The 23,504-nt window shown below is 63.6% G+C and carries 20 protein-coding genes; 4 read left to right on the top strand and 16 right to left on the bottom strand.

The genetic code is table 11. The features are described from left to right. Nucleotides 1-8: 8 nt before the first annotated feature. On the top strand, nt 9-971 hold the full coding sequence (locus NKI50_RS05875; RefSeq protein ID WP_031193335.1) for a sugar-binding transcriptional regulator: 963 nt from the start codon (nt 9-11) through the stop codon (nt 969-971). On the opposite strand, the gene NKI50_RS05870 is transcribed toward NKI50_RS05875, so the two are convergent. The 7 genes from NKI50_RS05870 to NKI50_RS05840 all read right to left on the bottom strand — a co-directional run bounded on the left by NKI50_RS05870 (nt 961) and on the right by NKI50_RS05840 (nt 10,791). Next, nucleotides 961-2,460, bottom strand: a complete 1,500-nt coding sequence (locus tag NKI50_RS05870) for a xylulokinase (protein WP_023716796.1) — start codon at nt 2,458-2,460, stop codon at nt 961-963. The two genes, NKI50_RS05875 and NKI50_RS05870, sit on opposite strands and share 11 nt — an antisense overlap. Nucleotides 2,461-2,480: 20 nt before the next feature. After that, nucleotides 2,481-3,803 (bottom strand): NAD(P)H-dependent oxidoreductase, encoded by a 1,323-nt coding sequence (locus NKI50_RS05865; protein ID WP_023716797.1) that lies wholly within the window; start codon nt 3,801-3,803, stop codon nt 2,481-2,483. A gap of 225 nt (nt 3,804-4,028) precedes the next feature. Beyond that, on the bottom strand, nt 4,029-5,135 hold the full coding sequence (locus tag NKI50_RS05860; protein WP_352484096.1) for a mandelate racemase/muconate lactonizing enzyme family protein: 1,107 nt from the start codon (nt 5,133-5,135) through the stop codon (nt 4,029-4,031). Between the two features lie 51 nt (nt 5,136-5,186). Continuing rightward, nucleotides 5,187-5,912, bottom strand: coding sequence for a GntR family transcriptional regulator (locus tag NKI50_RS05855; RefSeq protein WP_023716799.1), 726 nt, complete (start codon nt 5,910-5,912; stop codon nt 5,187-5,189). A gap of 259 nt (nt 5,913-6,171) precedes the next feature. Next, a complete protein-coding gene (locus NKI50_RS05850; protein WP_352639057.1) occupies nt 6,172-7,326 on the bottom strand; it encodes an efflux RND transporter periplasmic adaptor subunit in 1,155 nt (384 codons plus the stop codon). Between the two features lie 16 nt (nt 7,327-7,342). Then, on the bottom strand, nt 7,343-10,522 hold the full coding sequence (locus tag NKI50_RS05845) for an efflux RND transporter permease subunit (RefSeq protein ID WP_023716801.1): 3,180 nt from the start codon (nt 10,520-10,522) through the stop codon (nt 7,343-7,345). Continuing rightward, entirely contained in the window at nt 10,516-10,791 is a 276-nt protein-coding gene (locus NKI50_RS05840) for a hypothetical protein (RefSeq protein WP_023716802.1), read from the bottom strand. The genes NKI50_RS05845 and NKI50_RS05840 overlap by 7 nt, the downstream gene beginning before the upstream one ends. A 252-nt stretch (nt 10,792-11,043) precedes the next feature. On the opposite strand from NKI50_RS05840, the gene NKI50_RS05835 reads away from it, so the two are divergent. Further along, nucleotides 11,044-11,625, top strand: a complete 582-nt coding sequence (locus NKI50_RS05835; RefSeq protein WP_023716803.1) for a TetR/AcrR family transcriptional regulator — start codon at nt 11,044-11,046, stop codon at nt 11,623-11,625. A 544-nt stretch (nt 11,626-12,169) separates the two neighbouring features. Here NKI50_RS05835 and NKI50_RS05830 read toward each other — a convergent pair. From NKI50_RS05830 to NKI50_RS05790, 9 genes are all read right to left on the bottom strand, one after another. Continuing rightward, complete coding sequence (locus NKI50_RS05830; RefSeq protein WP_352715773.1) at nt 12,170-13,192, bottom strand: LacI family DNA-binding transcriptional regulator; 1,023 nt, start codon at nt 13,190-13,192, stop codon at nt 12,170-12,172. Nucleotides 13,193-13,242: 50 nt separating this feature from the next. Beyond that, nucleotides 13,243-14,037: an ATP-binding cassette domain-containing protein gene (locus NKI50_RS05825; protein ID WP_023716805.1), complete on the bottom strand. Its 795-nt coding sequence runs from the start codon at nt 14,035-14,037 to the stop codon at nt 13,243-13,245. Nucleotides 14,038-14,041: 4 nt separating this feature from the next. Next, on the bottom strand, nt 14,042-15,028 hold the full coding sequence (locus tag NKI50_RS05820; RefSeq protein ID WP_352493998.1) for an ABC transporter permease: 987 nt from the start codon (nt 15,026-15,028) through the stop codon (nt 14,042-14,044). Nucleotides 15,029-15,135: 107 nt separating this feature from the next. Next, nucleotides 15,136-16,068 (bottom strand): substrate-binding domain-containing protein, encoded by a 933-nt coding sequence (locus NKI50_RS05815; protein ID WP_023716807.1) that lies wholly within the window; start codon nt 16,066-16,068, stop codon nt 15,136-15,138. A 357-nt stretch (nt 16,069-16,425) separates the two neighbouring features. Further along, on the bottom strand, nt 16,426-17,253 hold the full coding sequence (locus NKI50_RS05810) for an SDR family NAD(P)-dependent oxidoreductase (RefSeq protein WP_352484093.1): 828 nt from the start codon (nt 17,251-17,253) through the stop codon (nt 16,426-16,428). Beyond that, on the bottom strand, nt 17,250-18,158 hold the full coding sequence (locus tag NKI50_RS05805) for an SMP-30/gluconolactonase/LRE family protein (RefSeq protein ID WP_352715770.1): 909 nt from the start codon (nt 18,156-18,158) through the stop codon (nt 17,250-17,252). Before NKI50_RS05805 ends, NKI50_RS05810 begins: the two co-directional genes overlap by 4 nt. Next, on the bottom strand, nt 18,155-18,988 hold the full coding sequence (locus NKI50_RS05800) for a carbohydrate ABC transporter permease (RefSeq protein WP_023716810.1): 834 nt from the start codon (nt 18,986-18,988) through the stop codon (nt 18,155-18,157). Before NKI50_RS05800 ends, NKI50_RS05805 begins: the two co-directional genes overlap by 4 nt. Then, nucleotides 18,985-19,908: a carbohydrate ABC transporter permease gene (locus NKI50_RS05795; protein ID WP_352484091.1), complete on the bottom strand. Its 924-nt coding sequence runs from the start codon at nt 19,906-19,908 to the stop codon at nt 18,985-18,987. The genes NKI50_RS05800 and NKI50_RS05795 overlap by 4 nt, the downstream gene beginning before the upstream one ends. A gap of 37 nt (nt 19,909-19,945) precedes the next feature. Further along, nucleotides 19,946-21,388: an extracellular solute-binding protein gene (locus NKI50_RS05790; protein WP_023716812.1), complete on the bottom strand. Its 1,443-nt coding sequence runs from the start codon at nt 21,386-21,388 to the stop codon at nt 19,946-19,948. 294 nt (nt 21,389-21,682) lie between these two features. Between NKI50_RS05790 and NKI50_RS05785 the strand changes: the two genes are divergently transcribed. Together NKI50_RS05785 and NKI50_RS05780 are read left to right on the top strand one after the other, a co-directional pair. Then, the gene (locus tag NKI50_RS05785; protein WP_023716813.1) at nt 21,683-22,480 is read left to right on the top strand and encodes an SDR family NAD(P)-dependent oxidoreductase; all 798 of its coding nucleotides are present in this window, start codon (nt 21,683-21,685) and stop codon (nt 22,478-22,480) included. 5 nt (nt 22,481-22,485) lie between these two features. After that, nucleotides 22,486-23,502, top strand: coding sequence for a LacI family DNA-binding transcriptional regulator (locus tag NKI50_RS05780; RefSeq protein WP_352484090.1), 1,017 nt, complete (start codon nt 22,486-22,488; stop codon nt 23,500-23,502). Nucleotides 23,503-23,504 lie beyond the last annotated feature (2 nt).

Here is a 23,504-nt window from a genome sequence, read left to right as displayed (position 1 = left end):
GCAAACAGATGACGATCGTAGAGAACGAAAGAGCCTCGCGCTTTCCCGACGCCGAACTCAAGGCCCGCGCCGCCTGGCACTATTATGTCGAGGGTCTTACACAGGAGCGGATTTCCGAAATTCTTGGCGTCGGCCGCATCAAGGTACATCGCATTCTCTCAGCCGCCCGCGAAGAGGGTGTCGTCCAGTTTCGCATCCGCGACAGCGTCGTCGAATGCGTGGTTTTGGAGGAAAGCCTCAAGCAGAGGTTCGGGCTCAGCCAGGCTGTTGTGGTGCCGTCGGCTGCCGACCGAAGCAACGCACCGCTGATGATCGGCCACGCCGCCGCCGCCTATCTGGCCGACCATGTGAATGCCGGCGATGTCATTGCGCTGGGCTGGGGGCGGACGCTGAAATTCGCCATCAATGAGTTGCCAAGGCGGCCTATCGCCAGGACCACGGTGGTTTCGATGCTTGGCGGCCTGACCCATGCACAGCCGCTCAACCCGACAGAAAGCGCCTGGGATTTCGCCGAGAAGATCGGTGCGGAGTGCTTCCTGCTGCCGGTGCCGGTCTATGCCGACCGGCCGGAACAGCGCGACGCGTTCATGAGCCAGCGCAGCGTTCAGGACGTTGTCTTCCGTGCACGCCGGGCAAACATTGCCGTGCTCAGCGTCGGCTCGTTTTCCAACGACAGCCCGATCGCCAATTACGGCTTCATCAAGCCAAGCGAACTCGAGGAACTGCAGGCGGCCGGCGCCGTCGGCGATATTCTGTGTCATTTCATCGACGCCGAGGGCCGCCCGGTCGACCACGAGGTGAACCGCCGCGTCTGTGCCTATCCGCTGCAGGATCTGTCGGATATCCCGAGCATCATCCTGGTGTCGGGAGGGCAGGAAAAGATTGCCATCATGCGGGCAGCACTCGCCAACACCAAGGTATCGGTTCTGATCACCGACGAGGATGCGGCAAAGGGGCTGCTCAACCGCTAGTCGCGTTGAGAGCACTCAGCCGCACGTGGATATCGCGCGTCGCTTGATAGAGATCGCGGTAGATTGCCTTGCGGCCGCGATAGCCGGCAACAAGTCCATCGACCGGGTCGACATGCATGGTGGGAGCGGCAGCCATTGCCTTTGCGGCGGCTTCCGGCGAGGCAAACCAGCCGACCGCGGCGGCCGCCAGCATGGCGGCGCCGAGTGCGGCGGCTTCGTTGACCGGCGAAACCGAGATCGGCCGCTCGAGCACGCTTGCCATGATCTGCATGAGGAGTACGCAATTGGTGCCGCCGCCGGCGGCAATCATCGCCGCCTGTCCGCCGGCCTGGGCTTCCATGGCCTCGGTGGCAACGGCCTGCTCGAAGGCGATGCCTTCCAGGACAGCGCGGAAAAGATGCTCCGGCCGGTGGTCGAGCGACAGGCCGACAATGGCGCCACGCGCGGCACCATCCCAATAGGGGCTCATGACGCCGGCCCAATAGGGCATGACGAGCAGGCCCTCGCTGCCAGCGGCAACCTCCAGCGCCGCTTTCTCCAGTGCTGCCGCCGACGGCGAACCGGTCGTGCGGACAATCCAGTCGACCAGTTGCATGCCCGAACGCAGCACTGTCTCCAGCATGAAACCGGAACCGGTCGGCGAGACCAGCGTGCGAAAGGCGTCCGAGGTTTTCACCTTGCCGGAATAGCAGCCGCTGACCACGCCGGAGCCGAGCGAGAGATAGCTCTTGCCTTCGCCGTAGACGCCCATGCCGAGGCCCATCGCCTGGCCGTCCCCAGCGCCGGCAACGACCGGCGTGCCGGCCCTCAGGCCGGTCAGTTGCGCCGCGGTTGCGGAAAGCCCGCCGCAAATTGCGCCCGGCGCGACCAGGTCGGGCAATTGCTCCATCTGCAGTCCGGCGGCCGCAACGAGGCGGGGATGCCAGGTACCTCTCTCGACGTCGAGGAGCCCGAGCGGATCCGCACTTGCGGTGCTGGTGACCAATCGCCCGGTCAGCCGCTGGACGAAGAAACCGTGCACGTCGACCAGTGCCGCTGCCTGGTGAAGCACCTGAGGCTGGTGTTCGGCAAGCCAGGCGATGGCGTAGAGCGCCGGCGTCGGGTCCGGCGGCTTGCCGCTCCAGTCGCGGATCGCCTCGCGGCCGAGTTCGGCCGAAAGCCTGATAACCTGCGGCCGGGCGCGTTCGTCCAGCCACAGGATCGCCGGAATAAGTGGTTTGCCGGCGCTGTCGACCAGCGTGAAGGTCTCGCGCTGGTGGGCAATGGAGATCGCCGCCACGCGGAAAGCGCCGACCGCCTCAGTGACCTGCTTCAATGCGCCAAGCAGCGCCGTCCACCAATGTTCGGCGTCCTGCTCGAAATGGCTGGGCTTCGGATTTGAAAGCGGATAAGTCTCGCGCGCCTGGAACAGCTCCTCGCCGTCGCGGGTGAAGGCAATCGCCTTCACGGCCGTGGTCGAGGCGTCGATCCCGATTACGATATCGTCCATCAGGCGGAGATCCGGCGGGGTCAAGCCGCGTTGGTAGCGAACCGTCCGTCCGACTGATCGAGACGACGGCGGATCTGGGTTATCACCATCGAATCGTCGGGTACACAATTTTCATAGGTCAGGAAATCGCCGATCTTGAGCGGCTTGACCACCTTGGCCCGTTCGGCAAGGCCGAGCGGCAGCGCGCCCCGGGCGCGTGCATCTTCCCATGTCATGGCGAAGCCGCGATAGTCGTTCTCGCCGATCATGCCGAGCGACTGGCCGACGCCAAGATCGCTCTTGGCAACCGCCACCGCCTCGGCGACCGGACGGTCGAGCGGCTCCATGTCGGCCCGTTTGTAGACGACGGCGCGCGCCGCCGACAGCGGCACTTCCAGGCTGGTCAGATGATAGGGCCGGAAGATCGTGAAATAGGGGCCTTTGCCGACCTTGAGGTCGATCATGCGCTCCAGCACGCGCGGATGCTGGGTCTCGATGATGCAGAACACGCCGGGCGCCACGCCCTTGCCGATCGAATAATCGACCACGCCCTTGCGATGCAGCACGCCGCCATCCTCGCGCGGGCAGAGCACGCTGGCGAGCTCCTCCAGCGTTGCGGTTGGGCCGTGCATGCCCGGCACGTCGGGCACCAGGCCGGTGGCATTGGCGATCGCCACCATTTCGATGGCCGTCTTCGAGCCGTCGACGAATTCGACCAGCATGCGCGCATTCATGTTGCGCTCGGCCGCTTCTTTCTCGTAATCGGCCGGCATGGCGTCGATCTTCAGCGGATTGTTCTTGCCCTTGCCGGCGGCGATGATGTTGAAGCCGAGGCTTTTGGCAAAGCCGATGATCTCCAGCGTGCAGGCCGGCTCGTCGCCGGCGGCACCGGTATAGACGACGCCGGCCTTGCGTGCCTCGTCCTTGAGGAAGCGGCCGATCGTGATGTCGGCCTCGACATTGAGCATGACGATGTGCTTGCCGTTCTTCATCACTTCCAGCGCGAACAGCGTGCCGATATTGGGATTGCCCGTCGCGTCGATGATGACGTCGATCCGGCCGGCCGCCGCCAGCGCGTGCAAATCTTCGGTCACCGCAATCTTGCCGGCCTCGATGGCGCGGTCGATCGCCGCCGCATTGCCGGCCTGGACGATGTCGGAACGGTCGTGGCCAGCGAGCAGCGCCGCGTCGATCGCTGCCTGCGGCCTGACCTCGGAAATAGCGCCGATCCGCATGCCCGGCATCAGTGCCACCTGGACGACGATGTCGGTGCCCATCTGACCGGCGCCGGCAAGCCCGATGGTGATCGGCCCCTGCTGTTCAGCGCGCTGCAGAAGTTCCGCTGCAAATTGCGGATGGGACATGTCGCTTCCTCCAGTTCTTGACGCGCCGCAGCGTCCAAATCAACGTTTTGAACATTCCTATTTCCAAATGAAAAATATTTCAACCTGCAATTGGGACATTCCCGCTCTGGAATGGCCGATCGCTTGGGGTCAGCTGCCGGTCAGGGCACGACCTCTGCAGGTAGCCGGACGGCGCCGACCGATGCGGGTTGCTCGACGTTGCCTTGAGGTGGCGCGGTCTCTACCTCAGCTGCCGATCTCGAAGAAGGGCGCGCCGAGCAGGTCGGGAACGACATCGATGCCAAGTCCCGGCCCGTCCGGAATGCCCATGCGGCTGCCCGAGACCGGCGGCATATTGGATGCGGTGCGCACCGTCACCCATTCGTGGAAGGCGATGGCGTGCAGCCGGCGCTCCTCGGGCGTCGACAGCGACAGATGCGCCATGGCCGATGTGTCGATCTCGGCGCCGCCAGTGTCCTCGACGGTGATCATGAAGCCGAGATCGACGGCGAGGTCGCGGATTTGGCGCGTTTTGGTCACTCCTCCGAGCCGCGAGATCTTCAGCGTCAGCCCGTCGGCAGCGCGCTTGCGGTGGATGTCGAGCATGTCGTCCAGCGAGGCGACGGATTCGTCGAGCACCATCGGTTTGTCAAGCGAGCGGCGCACCGACATGCATTCGTCGATCGTCGTGCAGGGCTGTTCGAACGTGTAGTCGATGGTGCGCGTCGCATCCACGAACTGGCGTGCCTGGTAAGGCGTCCAGCCGGCATTGGCGTCGCAGAAGATGACGGTGCCCTTCGGCACCGCGGCGGCGACGGCTGTGACGCGTTCGATGTCGTCATGGACGTTGCCGCCGACCTTGACCTGCAGTCGATGAAAGCCGTCTTTGACGATGCGCTTGGCAAGTGCAGCCATCGCGTCGACCGTGCCATGGGTGACGACCTTGTAGAGTTCGGCCGTCTCGCTCTCGCGTCCGCCAAGCAACGTAACCAGCGGCACGTCGGCGGCGCGCGCCGCGAGATCCGAGCATGCCATGTCGAGCGCCGACTTGACGTAGGGATGGCCCTTGAACACCGTATCCATGAGCCTGTTGATCCCGGCAAGCCCGCGTGGGTCATGGCCCATGAGATGCGGCGCGATCTCGACGACGCCGGCGCGCGTGCCGGCGGCGAACGCCGGTGAATAAAAATTGCCGAGCGGCGCCATCTCGCCCCAGCCGGTGAGCCCGCTATCTGCGATGACGGCGACAATCACCGCGTCGAACGCATCGGCGACGCGCCCCTTGGACATACGATAAGGCCCGTCAACGAAGGGCTGCACGACATGGTAGGCTTTGATGGTTTTGATCTGCACGTTTTCTGTCCGTTGCCTATGTTCCGGGATGACCCGCCAAACTTGTCGGTTTCAACCGCCTTCGGGCCGGCCGCTACGATCGGCACCGGCGCCCTTTGAGCCGCGCTCTTCCAGCCCGCGCGCATAGGCGAGCAGTTCCTCGAAATCCAAATCGATATGCTCCTTGGCGTGGCGCTGGGCAGCGCGCATGTCGCTGCCCTGGAGCAACTGCACATAGGTTTCGTGAGCGTCTTCGGCAGGCACCGGCTCGTTGCGGGCCCGCTGGTGCAGCGCAAAATACATCTGCAGCCGGCTGGCCAGCCGCTGCCAGGTTTCCAGCAGCACCGAGTTGTCGGCCCATTCGTGGATCAGTCCATGCAGTTGCAGCGCCGTTTCGATCTGCCGCGTCGTGTCCAACTCGCGCGTCGCCTGCTTCACCGCCGCATGCCGCCGGTCGATCTCGTCGAAGAAGCGCTGGTCGCGAAGCGGCCAGGTCCGCTCGATGGCGAATTCGTCCAGCACCTTGTTGAGCGAATAGGCATCGTCGATGTCCTTGGCGGTAACGTCGATGACGAAGGTTCCGGCGTAGGGGATGCTGGTCAGGATGCCTTCCTGCACCAGCTCGCGCATCGCCTCACGCAGCGGCGCACGACTCACCCGCATCTGCTCGGAAATCCTGAGTTCGTTGAGTTTTTGTCCTGGCTCTAACTGGCCGGTCAGGATCGCGCGCCGGAGCAGCGCCACGATCTCGGCCCGGCGTGTCGTATCCGCGATCGGACTGAAATCCAGCTTCGCCATTCGGTGCTCCAGGAGACCAAAAGCTACACAAGCAGATTGTCGACAATCTAACAAGAGGGTAATTGCGGGTTCAGGTTCTCCGCTGGCCTGCAGCTTGCGGCAGATGGGTACGTCACGGCCCGCTCTATTTGCGCCTTCATGGCTCCTGCCAAGGCCGAGTGCGCCGATGAGGCCAATCTTGCCGACCCTGCTCAGCAAGAAAACGGCGCCCTCGGCGTGGGAGCCGAGGGCGCCGCGGGACCGGACCTGATGGGGGTTATCAGGTGGCCGGTTTCTGGGGTAGCGGCGAGACCGGCATTCCCGGGCCGATCTTCTGCAGATTGCCGGTGATCACCTGGTCGCCTTCGGCTACGCCGCTCAAGATGGCCACCTGATCGCCATTGGTCGGTCCGAGCGAAACGATGCGCTGGTCGACGGTGTTGTCCTTGCCGACGACATAGAGGTATTTGCCGAGCTGGCCTGAGCCGAGTGCCGTCTGCGGCACCATCAGCGCATCGGGCTGCTCTTTGACGTGCAGCCGGACGCGGACATACTGCCCGGGCAGCAGCGTGAATTTGCCGTTGCCGACCGTCGCCCGTGCCGTGATCGTGCCGGTCGAGCGATCGATTGTGTTGTCCATGAAGGTAAGATCGCCCTTCTGGCGCGGTTCGGTTTCACCGGGAAGCAGGACGTCGACACTGATCGGTCCCGCAGCCCGAGCTTCCTCGATCTGGGTCAGGTCCGTTTCGCTCGGATTGAAGGTGACGTAGATCGGATCGAGCTGCACCAGCGAGTTGAGCACCGTGCCGGCAACGCTGACCAGCGTTCCGACGGAAGCCTGGCTGCGTCCGATGCGTCCCGCGAACGGGGCACGGATTTCGGTATAGCTCAAATTGAGCTCGGCGGTCCGCAAGGCGGCTTGGTTCACGGCGAGCGAGGCCTGAGCCTCGCGCAAGGTGCTGGTGCGCTGGTCGAACACGTCCTTGGCGAGATAGCCGCTCTTGGCGAGCTCGCTGCCGCGCCCGAGATTGGAGCGCGCATAGTCGAGTGTTGCCGTGTCGCGCTGGATAAGCGCCTTCGCCTGCTCGAGGGCAGCCTGGAAATCCTCCGGGGCGATCTTGTAGAGAAGGTCGCCCTTCGCAACGTCGCTGCCGTCGGTGGCGACCTGCTCCTGTAGATAGCCCGGCACGCGCGCCTGCAGCGTGATGCTGCGGATCGGCTCCACCCGAGCGGCATAGTCGAGATAGATCGGGATCGTCTTCTTGACGACGCTCACCACCGGCACCGGCATGACAAAGGCTTCCGGCTTGGGTGTTGCCGCCCCGGCTGTGCCGGCGTTGAGGCTGAGACTGCCCATGTCGAGCAAGTGAACGCTCGCCATCGAAATCGCCCCAAGGGCGACGGCCGTTCCCAGCGCGATTTTCCATTTACGCATGATCGATTCTCCAGTCCTATTCAGCCGCTTCGGCCAATGGCTCGAAGGCGGGTTCGGCGGTTGGTTGTTCAGTCGTTTCGGAGACCGGTTCGCTCTCGCTGCGGCGCTCGCGCAGCTGCTCGATCACCGCATAGAAGACCGGCACGAACACCAGCGACAGAATGGTCGCCGCGACCATGCCGCCAAAGACGGTGGTGCCGATCGACTGCCGGCTTGCGGCACCCGCACCTGTGGCGAACATCAGCGGCAGCACGCCGAGGATGAAGGCGAAGGCGGTCATCAGGATCGGCCGCAGCCGCAGCCGCGCCGCTTCCATCGCGGCGTCGACGATGCTGAGGCCTTCTTCGCGCCGGCGCCGGGCAAACTCGACGATCAGAATCGCGTTCTTGGCCGCCAGTCCGATCAGCATGACGAAGCCGATCTGCGAGTAGACGTCGATCTGCATGCCGCGCAGCCACAGCACGACGAACGCACCGAACAATGCGAGCGGCACCGCCAGCAGCACCATGAACGGCATCGCCCAGCTCTCATATTGCGCGGCAAGGATGAGGAAAACGAAGACGATGGCGAGGCCGAAGACGACGGATGCGATCGATCCCGCCTTGAGCTCCTGATAGGTGATGCCGGTCCATTCGTAGCCGAAATCTCTCGGCAACGCCGTGGCAGCGGCACGTTCCATTGCCGCCACCGCCTGACCGGACGAAAAGCCGGGGGCGGCGCCGCCATTGATCAGGGCCGACGCATTGTTGTTGTAGTGCGGCACGGTCTCGGGGCCGACGATGGGCACAAGCTTGCCCAGCGTGCTCAGCGGCACCATGCCACCCGACGCATTGCGGACATAGAGCCGCGAAATGTCGGCCGGACCGGCTCGAGAGTCCTTGTCGGCCTGGATCGTCACCCGGAAGGTGCGGCCAAACAGGTTGAAGTCGTTCACATAAAGCGAGCCGAGATAGATCTGCAGCGTGTTGAAGACGTCCGGCAGGTTGAGCCCGAGCAGCTTTGCCTTGGCGCGATCGAGATCGTAGTTGAACTGCGGCGTCGAGGTCGAGAACGACGAGAACAATTGCTGTGGGTTGAGCTCCGGCTGCTTGCGCGCCTCGGCAATCACAGCTTGCGTCGCATCGTTGAGCGCCACGCTGCCGCGGCCGGTCAGATCTTCGACCTGGAACTCGAAGCCACCGGTGGTGCCGATGCCCGGGATCGACGGCGGGTCGAAGCTCAGCGCAAAAGCCTCCGGAATTTGCAGCAGCTTGTTGCGCACGTCGGCGACGAGCTTCGAGGCGCTCTGGTCGGGACCGCGTTCGTCCCATGGCTTCAGGATGGCGAATTCGACCGCCGAGTTCGACTGCGCGGCACTGGTCAGGAAGTTCAAGCCGCTGATCGAGCCGACAATGTCGACGCCGGGCGTGTTCTGCAGGATGTCGCGTGCCTTTTGCGCCACTGCATCGGTGCGTTCCAGCGAGGCCCCGTCGGGGAGCTGGATAACGACGAAGAAGTAGCCCTGGTCCTCGACCGGAAGGAAGGTCGAGGGCAGGCGCTGCCAGACGAAATAGGTCGCGACAAGTCCGGCCGCGAACAGGCCAAGCATGATCCAGCGCAGACGGATGAGAATGCGCACGCCATTCGCATACGCATGCGACAGCCGTTCGAAGCCCATGTTGAACCAGCGGAACAGCACGAACTGCGTTTCAGGCCGGTGGCGCAGGAACGCCGCGCTGAGCGCCGGAGTAAGCGTGAGCGAGACAAAGGCCGAGATGCCGAAGGAGATCGCGACCGTCAGGGCAAACTGGTTGTAGAGCCGGCCGGAAACGCCGGGGATGAAGGCAACCGGCACAAACACGGCCATCAGCACGGCGGTCGTGGCGATGATCGGTCCGGTGACCTCGGCCATCGCCGTACGCGTGGCAGCCAGCGGTTTGAGGCCGGCCTCGAGCTGGCGTTCGACATTCTCGACGACGACGATAGCGTCGTCGACGACGAGGCCGATCGCCAGCACCATGCCGAGCAGGCTGAGCATGTTCAGGGAGAAGCCGAACATGTACATGACGACTAATGTCGACACCAGCGACACCGGAATCGCGATCGTCGGGATGATCGTGGTGCGCCAGCTTTGCAGGAAGATGAACACCACCGCGACGACCAGGACCAGCGCCTCGCCGAGCGTGATCAGCACGTCATGCATAGACGCCGATACGAAACGTGTCGTATCGTAATGCATGGCATAGCTGACCCCCTTCGGGAAGCGGGCCGACAGCTCCTGCATCTTGTCCTTGACGCGCTGCTGCAGATCGAGCGCGTTGGAGCCCGGCATCTGGTAGACCGCGAGCACCACCGTCGGGTCCTTGCCGAAGAAGGCCGACGACGAATATTGCAGCGCGCCGAGCTCGATGCGCGCAACGTCGCGGAGCCGCACCAACGAGCCGTTGGCGGTATTGGCCCGCACGACGATGTCGCCGAACTCCTTGGGGTCGCTCAGCCTGCCGACGGCGTTGACCTGCATCTCGAAAGCGGTGCCGGCCGGAGCCGGCGATTGCCCGATCTTGCCGGCCGCCACCTGGACGTTCTGCTCGGCGACGGCGTTCTGCACGTCGACGGCGGTGATGCCGAGATTGGCGAGCTTGTCGGGATCGAGCCAAACGCGCATCGAATAGCGCCGCTCGCCGAAGATCTGCACGTCGCCGACGCCAGGCAGGCGCTTCAGCGGATCGACCACCTGCAGGTAGGCGAGATTGCTCAAAGTGACTGGGTTGACGGAGCCGTCCGGGGAGGTGAGGTCGACGATCAGGACGAAGTTCGGGTTCTGTTTCTTGATCGTCACGCCGCCCTGGTTGACGATGGCCGGCAACGAGGAAGCCGCCTGCGAAACGCGGTTCTGGACGTCGACGGCGGCGGTGCTCAGGGAATAGCCGACCTCGAAAGTGATGGTGATCGTCGAGGAGCCGTCATTGGAGCTCGACGACGACATATAGGTCATGCCCTGAACGCCGTTGATCTGCTGTTCGAGCGGCGTCGTCACCGTGTCGGCGACAACCTGCGCGCTGGCGCCCGGGTAGTGTGCGCTGACCACGACCTGGGGCGGCGTGATGTCGGGAAACTGCGAGACGGGCAGCAGAAAATAACAAATGCCCCCGGCGAGCACCATGATGATGGCGATCGCCGACGCAAAGATCGGACGATGAATGAAGAAGTTTACCATGAGATGCACGCCTCGCCCGATGCTCTGGCCCGGCCAAAGGCCCTGGCCACCCTGGACAGTCGCCGGCTGCGCGTTGAGCCGGAATCTTCGAGAAAGCCGAAATCTTGCAGCGGGCGACGCGGCGCGTTGCGGCGCTCGGCCTGCTCGTCCGCCAGCGCACGCAGCATCGCCTCGAAAGACCGCGGGTCGACGCGGTCGGCCTTCATCAGCATGCGGATCATCGGATCCTTCACGACTTCATCGATCGTCAGATCATTGCGCTGCGACATCGAAGCGGCTCCTGGTTTTTGGCGATCCGCGGCAGGCCGCGGATCGGGTGTTCTCTTGCTCGCCGGCCGAGGCCGTAAGGTGCGGTTCGTCCCCTTGCCGATTGGGCGGGGCTGATGGCCGGCACTTGCGAGTTTGACATGATGCAATGCGGGTGTTACAGGTAAGTAACATCTCTAACGTTACAGACCGGTAACACCCTAGTCAAGAGGTGCACCGAGGGAATTTCGGGAAACGCAATCACGGAGGTTTTGATGACAGACGGTGTTGTGGAGCGTGTTCGCCCCCGGGACAGGATCCTGGAGACGGCACGGGACATGTTTCACAAGCATGGCATTCGCGGCGTCGGCATCGACGCCATCACCGAGGCCGCCGGTACCAACAAGATGACGCTCTACCGGCATTTCGAGTCCAAGGACGACCTGATCATCGAATGTCTGCGGGCGACCGCCTGCAGCGCCAACGCGATGTGGGAAAAGTTCGAGGCCGAGAATCCGGGCGACAAACTGGCGCAGCTGCACGCCTGGGTCCGGATGGCGGCCGATTGCCTGATGTCGGATCGTCGCGGTTGCGACATGGCCAACGCCGCCATCGAGCTGAGCGAGACCGATCATCCGGCAAGGCAAGTGATCAAGGAACTCAAGGAAGCGCAGCGCGAGCGGCTGGTCTCCCTGTGTCGCGATGCAGGCATCGGCCAGGCCGAACTTCTCGCCGACACGCTGTCGCTTCTGCTCGAGGGCGCCCGTGTCAGCCTGCAAAGCGTTGGCGCCGAGGGCCCGAGCGCGCAGTTCGTCCGCATGGCGGAAGGCCTGATCACTTCTTTCAGGGCCAGATAGTCTCGCAAGCGGCGAAACCATTGACAGCTCGTTGGTTACGAGCCGCGCCGCCGAGCGCTCTTTCGTCCCATTCGGATGTGTCGTCACCACACTTCTCCGTCTGCCGCCGCGCCATTCCTTGCGCGGCGTATTGCTTGTTGGTTGTGAGGCAAGATAGGGCCGGCAGCGAATTGGTGAGAGTGACAAGTGTGACAGGATTCCGCCCGGAAAAGCCGTGGCGATCTCAGCGAAGGCCCATCGATTCGCGGATCGATACTCGTCCCGGTGATGGCCCCAGCCTTGGCCGATACCTCGGAGCTGGAACGAAAAAAGCCCGCTGCCGGGAGGAGGTGGCAGCGGGCTCGATTTCGAATACGGCACGGGAGGAGGTGTACCGCACTCAGCGTCGGCATCGCATCTGGGAGGAGTAGATGGCCGACACCTCCGAAAGTATCGATTGCCCAATGATTCGGCAACCACAAAAGTTGCATAGCTGATGTGCAGATTTGCGGTATCAGCCGAATTTTAACGATCGAGGCCGAGCGAACATCGCCCTCGCGCGGCATCACTGCACCGGGACATTTTCCTTGAAGATCAGGCGCGGCTCGATGAATTTCCGCGTCAGATAGGGCGCCGACGAGGCAATCGAGCCGAGCAGGCGAATGACCGACTGTTCCGCGATCAGCCGCGCATTCTGGTCGATGACGACGTCGAGCAGATCGTCGACAAGATAGCCGCGCGTTTCGCGCGTCAGGTCATGGCAGATGAACACCGGCTTCTTCTGCGGCCTGGCTTCGAGCAATGCTTTTGCCACGCCCGAGCGCCCGGCGCCGATACAGTAGATGCCGAGCAGCTCCGGCTGGTTGTGCAGCGCCTTCATGGTCGCGGTATAACTGACCTCCGGCTCGTCGTTGATCTCGACGGCACTGGTGACGGTCAGATTGGGGAACTCCTCGCCGAGCACCGAGCGAAAGCCCATTTCACGTTCCTCGTGGCCGCGATAGGAACGTGAGCCGACCACCATCGCCAGATGGCCTTGGCGGCCGCCGAGGAACCGTCCCATCAGCAGCGCCGCGGTACGGCCGGCCACCCGGTTGTCGATGCCGACATAGGCCGAGCGGGGCGCGCCGGGAACGTCGGACACCAGCGTGACCAGGCGGATGCCGGCCTCGACGATCTCGCGCAAGATGTTGCGCGTTCTCGGATGATCGATGGCGATGACGCCGAGACCGTTCGCCTTGAGCGAGAGGTTTTCGACGGCCCCTTGTAAGGCGCTCGGCGAGATCCCGGCGAGCTTGTGGATGCGGCAGGAGGCGACCAGCGGCAGGCGCGCCGCATAATCCTCGATGTGCCTGGCCAGATCGGCCATGAAGGCATTGCTGCCGATCGGCAGGAAGAATTCGAGATGTGCCGGCCGTGAGGGCAACGCGACCTGGTCGACAACCGGCAGATAGCCGAGCTGCTTGGCTGCCTCCATCACGCGCTGCCGGTTGGCGGCACTCGCCCCCGGCCGGTTGTTGAGCACACGGTCGACCGTCGCGGTCGACAGGCCGCAGCTCCTGGCAATATCCGAAACGGTGGCTTTCATCTCGCAACCATGTGGCGATGCGATCCAGTGCCTCGGCGGTCAGCCGGCGGTCAGTCGTGCCGCTTTGTGCGCTCGACCAGCGCGTCGTGGATCTCCTTGTCCGACATGCCGGTGATGACGCGTTCGACTTCGGCGACGCTGGTCTTCTTCGGGTCGATATCGTCGGCGACCACCTTGCCGCGGCGCATGACGACGATGCGGTCGACCACCTGGAAGACGTGGTGGATGTTGTGGGCGATGAAGATGCAGGAATGGCCGGAATCGCGGGCGCTGCGCACGAAGCTTAGAACGCCTTGCGTTTCGGCGACGCCGAGATTGTTGGTCGGCTCGTCGAGGATGATGAGGTCGCTGTCGAAATGCATGGCGCGTGCAATCGCCACCGCCTGCCGCTCGCCGCCGGAGAGCGAGCCGATCGGCGTCGTCGGCGGAATGTTCTTCGAGATGCCGACCTGCTTGAGCAGGTCGCGGGCAACCACGTTCATCGCCTCCTGGTCCATGCGGTTGAGGAAACGCGGCGGCTTGATCGGCTCGCGTCCAAGGAACAGGTTGCGGGCGATCGACAGTTGCGTCACCAGCGCCGAGTCCTGGTAGATCGTCTCGATGCCGTGGGCGATGGCGTCGCTGGTGCTGCGCAAATTTACCCTCTTGCCGCGGATGAAGATGTCGCCGCTGGTCAGCGGGACCGCGCCCGACAGCACCTTGATCAGCGTCGACTTGCCGGCGCCATTGTCGCCGAGCAGTCCGACGATCTCCCTTTCGTTGACATGGAAATTGGCATCAACCAGCGCCTGAACGCGGCCATAGGACTTGCGGATGTTCGTCATGCGGATCAGCGGCTCGACCATCGTCTCAAGTCCCTGCCTGATGCCGGCGTTCCAGCCAGGAGTGGAGCGCCATCATGCCGAGGATGATAGCGCCGATGAAGATGTTGTAGGCAAGGCCCGGCACACCGATCAGCACGATGCCGTTGCGCATCACGCGCAGGATCAGGATACCGAGCACTGTGCCGATGATGGTGCCGCGCCCGCCGGTCAGCGCCGTACCGCCGATCACCACCATGGCGATGACTTCGAGCTCGTAGCCGGTGCCGCTGTTGGGGTTGGCCGCCGAGGTGCGCAGCGAGCTGATGACGCCGGCAAGCGAGGCCAGGATCGACGACAGGATGAACAGGCCGATCTTGACGCCGCTGACATTGACGCCGCGCGCCCTTGCGGCACTCGGGTTGCCGCCGGCCGCCTGGATCCAGTTGCCGATCCGGCTCTGCGTCAGCACGTAGCCGAGCGCGACGGCGGCCGCGATGAACCAGAACAGCGACATATAGATACGGAACGGCCCGATGAAGAAATCGCCGACCAGGGCTTCCGCCAGCCAGCTCCCCTCGGCGCTCCAGGTCCGCTGCGGAAACCCGTTGGTGACGAACAAAGCGGTGCCGCGCACCACCAGCAGCATGCCCAGCGTCACCAGGAAGGACGGGATCTTGAGCTGCGTCACGAACCAGCCATTGACCAGCCCGATGAAGGCGGCAACCACCAGGGCAACGGCGAAGGCGGCTTCGAGCGAGGTGAGACCGCTGTTGAACAGCGTCCACATCAGGACCGGCGAGAAGCCGAACACCGAGCCGACCGAGAGGTCGAATTCGCCCGATGTCATCAGCAGTGTCATCGCCAGCGCGATCAGCCCGAGTTCGACCGTGAAGGCCAGCGTGTTCGAGATGTTCTGCGGCGACAGGAAGTCGTGATTGATGCCCCAGAACACGGCAATCTCGACGACAAGCAGCACGAAAGGCCCGAACTCTGGCCGCGCGATCGAGCGTTGGATAAGGGAACGATTTTCCACCTTGGACCCGCGATAGGATTGGAACTGGCCGAGACGGCAACCGGCTTCGGCGGAATGATGAGACAGTCACGGCCGCCGGAGCGGCCGTGACCAACTCGATCGCGGATTTATTTGCCGGACAGGATCTTGTCGTAGACTGCCGCGGTGTCCTTCTCGTACAGCGCGCCGGTGATCACGTCGAAGCCGGGCGGAATGCCGCTCGCCGCCATGTTGGCGAGCGAGAGCGCGACGTAGCTGGTCGCCTGCGGATCCTGCCACTGGCCGGCATTGACGTAGCCGTTCAGCACTTCCTGGGTGGTATCGAGCGAGTTGCCCCAGCCGACAACCGGGATTTCGCCCGGCTTGACGCCGACCTGGTCGAACACTCGCTTGATCGAACCGGTGACAAGGTCGCCGAGACCGATGACCGCCTTGACCTTGGCCCTGTTGGCGGTGAGGTAATCGACCATGCGGTTGATCACTTCGGCCTGGTCGAGCGTCGCTTCGGTGATTTCATAAGTGATGCCGAGCGGCTCGAAGACGCTCTTGATGCCTTCCTCTTCCTGGACGCCATAGGTGGCGCCGGGAATTTCGACCGGCATCCAGACGAAGTCGCCCTTCTTCACCAGGCCCTTGTCGACCAGATACTGCGCCCAATGCTTGCCGAAGGTGACGTTGTCGCCGCCGACATAGGCGTTGAAATCCGCCTTCGGGTCGGGCGTGTTGAAGTTGATGATCGGGATGTTCGCCGCCCGCGCTTCCTTGACGATCTCGACAAGGCTGCCCGGATCGGGGCTGGTGGTGGTGATGCCGTCGGCCTTGGCGGCGATTGCGGCGCGAACGGCTTCCTGCTGCGACGCCACGTCACCATTGTGGAACGAGGTGTTGACGGTATTGCCGGTGTCCGTCGCCCATTGCTTGGCGCCGGCAAGGAAGTAGGTCCAGACCGGATCGGCCGGGCCGCCATGCGAAATCCAGTAGAATGTCTTGGCCTGTGCCGCGGCCGGAATGGCCAGCGCCACCACCAAGCCAAGTACAAGCAGTCTTAGCCTCGTCAGCATTTGATTTCCTCCCATTTGAACCGAACTCCTCCTCCCACGACGATCGCGGCGAAAAACCGTGCGCGGCAAAAATCGCGATCGTATTCTGCCAGCGTCGACCTGGGTGCATCAGAGCATCCCCTTTTTCGATCGATGGCAAGCCTTCATCTGCCAGTGGTAGTTGGCGCATCCGCAGGCGCCATCAGCCCTACCATCAGATTGCATCAGTTTGCGTGATATTTTTCAGGCAGGCGATTCCTGGACTGCGTCGGCCGGATTGCTCCCGGCGCCCATCTACTCCAAACGACCATGACGTCCCTTGTCGTGGGCGCTGCGGGCCTGTTTGATACCGAAGACCTCAGATTCCGGATGTCAAGATCAGCCCTTGATCCAGGCCGGGTCGCGAAAATTGTCCCATGTGGCACCGATGCCTGCATCGACCGGAATGGCAGCGCCTGTAATGCCATTGGCTATGGGCGAGGCGACGAACGCAATCGCCGCTGCGATGTCACGCGGTGTCAGCACCCGGCCGAGCGGATGCCGCTCGGCGTAGGAGGCGAGGATCTCGTCACCATTCGGCAGCGCTGCCAGCCGTCCGGCCAGCAGCGGCGTATGGGTCACGCTCGGGCAGACGCAATTGACCGTGACCCGGTCCCGCGCCAGGTCGAGCGCCGCCGCGCGGGCAAGGTTGAGCAGCGCTCCCTTCGACACGCAGTAGGAGAACATGCCGTGCTCGGCCTGCAGCCCATCGAGGCTGGAGAGCAGCACGATGGCGCCGCTCTTTTGCTTGCGCATGCCCTTGGCCGCCTCGCGCACCACCAGGAATGAGCCTCGCACGTTGACGCCCATCACCTGCTCGAAATCCTCGACCGAGGTCTCGAACACCGGCCCGCCGGCGCCGAGCACGCCGGCACAGGCCACGGCGACATCGATTTCGCCAAGCTGCTTGCGCGTCGCCGCAAAGGCATCGGCGACGGTCTTCTCATGACCGGCATCGCCTTCGAAGGCGATCGCTTTCCGACCGATGTGCTTGACCTGCCTGGCGGTGTCTGCAGCAGCGCCCGCGGTCCAGTCGAGGATCGCGACATCGGCGCCGAGATCGGCCAGTGTCAGCGCCGTCTCGCGGCCTATGCCCGAGCCGCCGCCGGTGATGAAGGCGACCTTGCCTTGATAGGAAAGTCCGGGAAACGGTTCGCGCGGGCTCATGCGCCGGCCTTCGTTGCCATTTTGATCGTGCCTTTGTAGGTCGGGGCGCCGCCGCCCGGCACTTTCAGCCGCCACAGGCGCCCGGCATAGGACGGTTTGTCGCTCGATGCCAGCACGCTGGCGTCGGTCACCCACAGCGTCTCGCCATCGAAGGCGAGATTGGTCGGCGCGCCGCCGCACTTGATGAAGCCCTTGATGGCGCCGTCGCGGGCGACGACATGGATGCCGCCGCCGACCAGATCCGTGACCAGCAGCGAACCGTCGGCGGCGATCGTCATGCCGTCGAGGATCGGGTTATCCCCCGGCATGCGGCCGAGATCCTCGATGCTGCCGTCGCCCTTCAGTCGCCTGACACCGCCGGTGTAAGATTCGTCCCAGACGATCGAGCCGTCGGCCTCGACGACGATGCCGTTCGGAAACACCGGTTCTGGGAAGGCCACCTTGATTGTCGCCTTGCCGTCCGGCGCCAGCGCAAAAATGTAGCTCGGGTCGGGACTGGCGGGATTATAGGTGCCGGGGTCGGTCCAGACCAGCGTACCATCCGGCGCAAAGACCAGATCGTTCGGGCCATTGAGTTTGACGCCCTCGACCTCGGTCACCAGAATTTCCGGCCCGGCGCCCGGCCGCACCCGCTGGATCGATGGCACGGTCATCTCAGGCGCGCGCCACGGACCGACGGTGCCGCCGTTCTGGCAGACATAGAGCGCGCCGTCGGAGCCAAGCACGCAGGAGTTCGGCGCGCCGGTGACATAGGCGAATTGCCTTGCCTTGTCGTCCTTGCCGACAATGGTCAGCTGGCTGCGGTAGCTTTCGACGAAGACCAGGCTGCCGTCCGGCATCACGGTCGGCCCTTCCGGCCATCCGAGATTGTCCGTCACCAGTTCCGGCGAAAGATCGTTCTTCATTTCACGGCCCCTGCGGTTAGTCCGCGCACGATGTAGCGCTGGACGAAAAGCGAGAAGAGGAGGATCGGGATGACGGTGACGACGCCGACCGTCGCGGCGATGTTCCAGTCGATCGGTCGCTGCGCGCTGACCAGGGTCGCGGCACCCAGCGATATGGTCTGGAAGGCACGGCTGTCGATGACGTAGAGTGCGACCAGGAACTCGTTCCAGATGAACAGCGCGCCGAACAGCGCTGCCGTCACCAGGCCCGGCCGCACGATCGGCAGCATGACGTGCCACAGCACACCGACGCGCGTGCAGCCGTCGATCATCGCCGCTTCATCGATCTCGCTCGGGATTTCGTCGAAGAAGCCGATCATGATCCACACCACGAGCGGCAGCGAAAAGGCGATATAGGGCAGGACCAGGCCCGGATAACTGTCCTGCAGGCCGGCCGTCTTGACCATCAGAAACAGCGGAATGGCGACAGCGATCGGCGGCATGAAGCGCATCGACAGGATGGTGCTTGCCAGCTGCTCGCTATGCTTGAAGCGCAGCCTTGAAAACGCATAGGCCGCCGGCGTGCCGATCAGAATCGCGGCTGCGGTTGCGATGCCGACCACGATGATGGAGTTGAGGGTGAAGGCCAGCATCCCCTGGCTGAACAGCACCTCATTGTAGTTCTTGACGATCTGCGTCCAGTTGAGGTTGAGCGTCGGTGGCACCTGCGCCAGGATCTCGATGCGCTTCTTGGTCGACAGCACCGCCAGATAGAGGAAGGGCGCGGCGCCGAAGATGCCGAGCACGATGAGGAAGAGGTAGGCGATGACCCGGCCCGGGCGGATCTTCATCGCGAGTTCCCGGGCCGGATCTGGACGTATCTGAGCATCACTGTCGTGCCGACGGCGAGGATCAAAAGCATCATGTAGGCGACCGCCGCGGCATAGCCGTAATTCTGGAACTGGAAGCCGTTCTGGAACGAGAAAAAGGACAGCGTCGTCGTGCTGCGCGCTGGCCCGCCATAGCTCAGCCCGTAGATCAGGTCGAACGAACGGAAAGCATCGACGGCGCGGAACACGGCGGCGAAGACGATGGCCGGCGTCAGCATCGGCAGCGTGATGCGCCGGAAGGTGACGAATGGGCCGGCGCCGTCGACCTGGGCGGCTTCGAAGACATCCTGCGACAGCGCCTGCAGGCGCGCAAAGACGATGATGAAGACGAATGGCGTCCATTGCCAGCAGTCGACGAGGATCACCGTCACCATCGACATGCCGACCGAGCCCAGCCAGTCGGGTGGCGTCAGTCCGATCTGCTTTATCGCCCAGTTGACCAGCCCCCAGTCCGGATTGAGCAGGGCGCGCCACATCACCCCGACGATGATCGGCGTCATCAGCATCGGCAGCAACAGGATGCCGCGCACGATCCAGGCGCCCTTCAGCTGCAGGTTGAAGAACATCGCCAGTGCGACGCCGAGCACGACCTGGATGGAAACCGAGAAAAACACCATGATGGCGCTGTTCATGGCGGCGTTCCAAAACAGCGGATCGACCAGCAGGGCACGGTAATTGGCGAGGCCGACGAAATTGCCGGTGCCGGTCGCGGCGGTCAAATCTGTAAGCGACAGGCGCAGGCTGTGGAACAGCGGATAAATGCTGAAGACGATCAGGTAAAGCAGGCACGGGCCGAGGAGCAGCCACACGGCTCTCCCCGGCTCGTCACGTGTGCCGAAGACGAATTTCGTCTGGGTGGCGGCGGTTGTCGCAAGGCTCATCGAAAATCACATCCACAGCGATCCGCGCGGGCACCGATCAGGCAAGGTGGCCTGCCTTCCGCAAGATCGCCTCCCACTGGGTCTGCACTTTTTCACAGGCAGTCTTGGCATCTTGCGTGCCGATCAGCGCCGCGTTGAACTCGACGTTCATGACATCGTTGAGTTGAAAGAATTCCGGGATCAGCGACGTCGGTATGGTGTCGGCCGTCTCGATCGCCGTCAGCGCGTCCTTGAGGTAGGGGAACTTCGCCACCAGCTCGGGATCTGTGAAAGCCGAGGTGCGGTTCGCATCGATGTTGTATTTCTCGATGGAATAGCGGTTCACCGCCTTGCTGGTGATCCAGGTCAGCGCCAGCCAGGCGGCGTCCTTCTTCGCCGGGTCGATATTCTTCGGGATGCCGACCCCCCAGCCGCCTTGGATTGCCCGCGGCGACTTGCCGTCGCCGGAAGGAACCGGGGTGGTCGCGGTGGTCTCGGCGACCATGGAATTCTCGCTGTTCAGGATCGGCCCGGCAATTGTAGACCAGAAGATCATCTGCGCGATCTTGCCGGTGGAGAAGCCGTCGACGTTTTCGGCAAAGCCGTATTTGGTCACATTCTTCGGCGCATAGGGCAGCAGGTCGATCAGCATCTGCAAGGCGCCGATGCCTTCCTTGGAATTGACCTGCGGCTTAAAATTCTTCTCCTTGGCGCTGCCGGTCATCAGCACGCCGCCAGTGGTGATGAAGCGAGTGTACCAGTCGACCGCGGCGAGCGAGAAATCGTTGGCGCCGATGAAGGAGCAACCGGCCACGTCGTCGGTGTTGAGCTTCTCGGCGGCAGCCTTGAACTCGTCCCAGGTCTTGGCCGGCTGCAGGCCTGCCGCGTCGAACAGGTCCTTGCGATAGAAATAGATGACCGACCCGGAATGCAGGCCGGGTATGCCGTAGACGTCCTTGCCTTTGCCAACCGTGCCGGAGGCCATGTCGAAAATGCCGACATTCTTCATCGCCGCCGGGATGAGATCGGCGAAATCCCAGTCCGGCGGCGTTTTTGCGGGATCGTCGATATAGGCGTTGAGCTGCTCGTAATAGCCGCCGCCGACCTGCTGGGTCGTCAGGAACCCAAGATACTCGATCAATTCGAACGAGGATTTGTCTGCCTTGAGGTTCTGCAATGTCTTTTCGATCAGCGCGCCGAGTGCCGGCGAGGTGATCTCCAGTTCCATGCCGGTCTCCTCGACGAATTTCGGCATCATGTCGGCGAGCGCGCGATGGTCGTTCTCATCGCCGGTCATCAGGATGTTGATTTTGGTGCCGGCGAACTTCTTCATGTCGAAACCGGCGGCGTAGAGCGGCACGGTGCCGCCAAGTCCTCCAAACGCCGTTGCCAGGCCCAGCATGCCGGCGCGCTGCATCAGGTCGCGGCGCGTCAGGCCGCCTGTATCCACGGCGGCGTTTTCGCCGGGCCGCGGGTGATCCGTCTGCTCTTTTCCGCTCATGTCTCACTCCCCAGTTTCTTCTTTGTTCTGCCGACGGGACTGCATCGGTCCGGACGGCAGATTGCATCCGGCGATCTAAATAGTCAATCGATTGCTTAATGATCGCTCAAACGATTGCTTGAACAAACACGTCGTGTTATCGATGCCGTGCTCTATGGGTGAAAATTGTCTCGGGCGCAGGCGCTTGACAGCTGTCGCGCACGGCCTCTACACGCTGGCAAACAACAATGTGCCAGGCGACTGAATGGCGGCCTTCCAGCGCATCCGAAGCCCGAACCGACAGGGAGGTCGTCGATGAGCCTGGGAAGCGTTGTCGTGACAGGTGCGGGCGACGGCATAGGACGCGCCATAGCGATCCGATTGGCCGCCGACGGCTGGAATGTCGTCGGCCTCGAACTTGACCGGGCGGCAGCCGAGGCGCTTGGCAAGACGCTTGGCAACGGCCATCATGCGGTGTGCGGCGACGCATCCGACCGCTCGGTGCTGAAAGCCGCCCGCGAGGCGGCGGAACAACTCGCGCCGTTGCGCGGATGGGTCAACAATGTCGGCATCGCCTTGATGGGCAATCTGCATGAACCCAATGAGCCCGAGGTCGAGCGTTTGTTCGCCGTCAACCTGATGTCGCATTTCTGGGGCTCGTCCGAAGCCATCCGGACGTGGGTTCGAGACCGGGCGACCGGTTCGATCGTCAATGTCTCCTCGGTGCATGGCCGCTCGGCCTTCAACATGTGGGCGGCCTATGATGTGGCCAAGGCCGGCATCGATGCGCTGACCCGCTATATCGCGGTCGAATACGGGCCGATCGGCATCCGCGCCAATGCGGTTGCGCCCGGCGCCGTCCGTACGGCGCTGGTGCAACGCGTGATCCGCGACAGCCCCGACAGCGCGGTGGCTGAAAAGGAAATGTCGATTCAGCATCCGCTCGAGCGCATCGGCGAGCCGGAGGAGATCGCGGCCGCCGTCTCGTGGCTGATTTCGTCCGAGGCCTCGTTCGTCACCGGCCAGTCGCTGGCCGTCGATGGCGGCTTGACCTCGCGCTGCTACCGCTATGCGCCCGACGCGCAACTGCTCGCCATGTACGGAAAGGGCTGAAGCCTTTGAAGCCAATCAGCCCGCCGGGGCGCGCCACGCTGAAGGACATTGCCCGCACTGTCGGCGTCGACGTTTCCACCGTTTCCAAGGTGCTCAACGACGGCGGCATCAGCGTGCGGCCGCAGACGCGCCAAGCAATCATCGACGAGGCAAGCCGGGTCAACTATCGCCCACATGCGCTTGCTCGCAACCTGCGCACCCAGCGCACCGGCGCACTCGGCATTCTGCTGCCCGACCTCACCAATCCAATCTATGCCGAGACGGTGCATGGTGCGATGCGCCAGGCCGAACGGTCCGGCTACGTCATGCTCATTGCCGAGGTTGCGGACGAGCGCACCTCCGCCGCCGCCTATATGCGGTTGGTCAGCGAACGCCGCATCGACGGGCTGATCATCGCCGTCAGCGCCGAAACCAGCGAGATGATCGCTGCCATCGAGAACAATCCGGTGCCGCACGTCTTCGTCAACCGCCGTTCCAGCATCGGCCGCAGCGTCACCGTCGACGACCAGGCTTCGGGACGGCTTGCCGCGCAGACCCTGATCGAGGCCGGCCATCGGCGCCTCGGCTTCATCGGCGCGTTGCCCGAACTCGACACCTCGCGACGCCGGCGCCATGGCTTCGTCGAAGTCTGCCAGGCTGCCGGCCTGCCGGCCGTCGTCGAAATCGCCGGCCCGGTCTCGCGCCGCGGTGGCTACGATGCCTTGCACAGGCTGCTCGATGAGGCGCAACGCCCGACCGGCGTCTTCGCCTTCAACATGCTGGTCGGCATCGGTGCGCTGGCGGCGGCCCGTGTGCGCGGCGTGCGCGTGCCGGACGATCTTTCGGTGGTCACGCTCGACGGCGAGGACGCCATCTTTACCGCGCCGCCGCTGACCGCCATCATTACCCCGCTCGCCGAAATGGGCGCGCGCGCCGTCGTCGAGCTCGAAGCCATGATCCAGGGGCGCGAACCGCAGGATGTCGTCATCGATATCCCGCCGAAGCTGGTTTACCGCGAATCCGTGGCGCCGCCGCCTCGCTAAAG

Origin of the sequence: Mesorhizobium sp. M0563 (genome assembly GCF_040321065.1) — a bacterium.
Classification (GTDB): domain Bacteria; phylum Pseudomonadota; class Alphaproteobacteria; order Rhizobiales; family Rhizobiaceae; genus Mesorhizobium.
This window is presented reverse-complemented; position numbering and strand designations above follow the sequence as displayed.

Coding starts and splice junctions, on each gene's coding strand:
- NKI50_RS05815 (WP_023716807.1), bottom strand. CDS start 16,068: ATGCTGACGAGGCTAAGACTGCTTGTACTTGGCTTGGTGGTGGCGCTG.
- NKI50_RS05805 (WP_352715770.1), bottom strand. CDS start 18,158: ATGAAGAACGATCTTTCGCCGGAACTGGTGACGGACAATCTCGGATGG.
- NKI50_RS05825 (WP_023716805.1), bottom strand. CDS start 14,037: ATGGTCGAGCCGCTGATCCGCATGACGAACATCCGCAAGTCCTATGGC.
- NKI50_RS05785 (WP_023716813.1), top strand. CDS start 21,683: ATGAGCCTGGGAAGCGTTGTCGTGACAGGTGCGGGCGACGGCATAGGA.
- NKI50_RS05855 (WP_023716799.1), bottom strand. CDS start 5,912: ATGGCGAAGCTGGATTTCAGTCCGATCGCGGATACGACACGCCGGGCC.
- NKI50_RS05800 (WP_023716810.1), bottom strand. CDS start 18,988: ATGAAGATCCGCCCGGGCCGGGTCATCGCCTACCTCTTCCTCATCGTG.
- NKI50_RS05840 (WP_023716802.1), bottom strand. CDS start 10,791: ATGTCGCAGCGCAATGATCTGACGATCGATGAAGTCGTGAAGGATCCG.
- NKI50_RS05870 (WP_023716796.1), bottom strand. CDS start 2,460: ATGGACGATATCGTAATCGGGATCGACGCCTCGACCACGGCCGTGAAG.
- NKI50_RS05835 (WP_023716803.1), top strand. CDS start 11,044: ATGACAGACGGTGTTGTGGAGCGTGTTCGCCCCCGGGACAGGATCCTG.
- NKI50_RS05830 (WP_352715773.1), bottom strand. CDS start 13,192: ATGAAAGCCACCGTTTCGGATATTGCCAGGAGCTGCGGCCTGTCGACC.
- NKI50_RS05875 (WP_031193335.1), top strand. CDS start 9: ATGACGATCGTAGAGAACGAAAGAGCCTCGCGCTTTCCCGACGCCGAA.
- NKI50_RS05795 (WP_352484091.1), bottom strand. CDS start 19,908: ATGAGCCTTGCGACAACCGCCGCCACCCAGACGAAATTCGTCTTCGGC.
- NKI50_RS05865 (WP_023716797.1), bottom strand. CDS start 3,803: ATGTCCCATCCGCAATTTGCAGCGGAACTTCTGCAGCGCGCTGAACAG.
- NKI50_RS05790 (WP_023716812.1), bottom strand. CDS start 21,388: ATGAGCGGAAAAGAGCAGACGGATCACCCGCGGCCCGGCGAAAACGCC.
- NKI50_RS05845 (WP_023716801.1), bottom strand. CDS start 10,522: ATGGTAAACTTCTTCATTCATCGTCCGATCTTTGCGTCGGCGATCGCC.
- NKI50_RS05810 (WP_352484093.1), bottom strand. CDS start 17,253: ATGAGCCCGCGCGAACCGTTTCCCGGACTTTCCTATCAAGGCAAGGTC.
- NKI50_RS05850 (WP_352639057.1), bottom strand. CDS start 7,326: ATGCGTAAATGGAAAATCGCGCTGGGAACGGCCGTCGCCCTTGGGGCG.